This window comes from Streptomyces sp. A1136 (assembly GCF_004795055.1).
In the GTDB taxonomy this organism is placed as follows: Bacteria; Actinomycetota; Actinomycetes; order Streptomycetales; family Streptomycetaceae; genus Streptomyces.
This window is the reverse complement of the sequence record NZ_SSBJ01000327.1, coordinates 1-545: the sequence shown is the minus strand read 5'-3', so window position 1 is coordinate 545 and position 545 is coordinate 1. Positions and strand designations below refer to the sequence as shown.

The window sequence follows — 545 nt, the reverse complement described above, 5'->3', positions numbered from 1 at the left end:
GGACGCCCGCGCCCTCGCCCAGGACGAATCCGTCGCGGGCCTCGTCGAACGGCCTCGACGCCCGGCCCGGTTGGTCGTTGCGCGTCGAGACCGCCCGCATCGCGGCGAACGCGGCGAGGATCTCCGGGGTGATCACGGCCTCGGTGCCGCCCGCGGCCACGAGGTCGACCCGTCCGGCGCGGATGGCGTCGATCGCCTGCCCGATCGCCTCCGTACCGGACGCGCACGCGGACACGAAGGTCCTGGCCTCGCCCCGGATGTCGAGGTCCTTGGAGATCTGGGCGGCCGAGGCGGAGGGCACGATCATGGGTGTGGTGTACGGGGAGACCGCCCTCGGGCCGCGCTCGTCGAGGATGAGCCGGCTCTCGACCATCACGGGCGCCCCGCCGATGATCGTGCCCATCGACACTCCGGCGCGCTCCGGGCGCAGGCCGGCGGCCACGGTGCCGGCGGGGTCGAGCCCGGCGTCGCTCCAGGCCTCGCGGGCGGCGAGCAGCGCGAACTGGGCGGAACGGTTCATCCGCCGTGAGACCGGCCTCGGCAGC

Annotated in this window: 1 protein-coding gene; it reads right to left on the bottom strand. The window is 75.2% G+C overall.

All coding sequences use genetic code 11. The annotated features are described in order from the left end of the window. Positions 1–520 (bottom strand): beta-ketoacyl synthase N-terminal-like domain-containing protein (locus E6R62_RS38855; protein WP_306432520.1); only part of this gene is annotated, 520 nt, incomplete at its 3' end. Positions 521–545 lie beyond the last annotated feature (25 nt).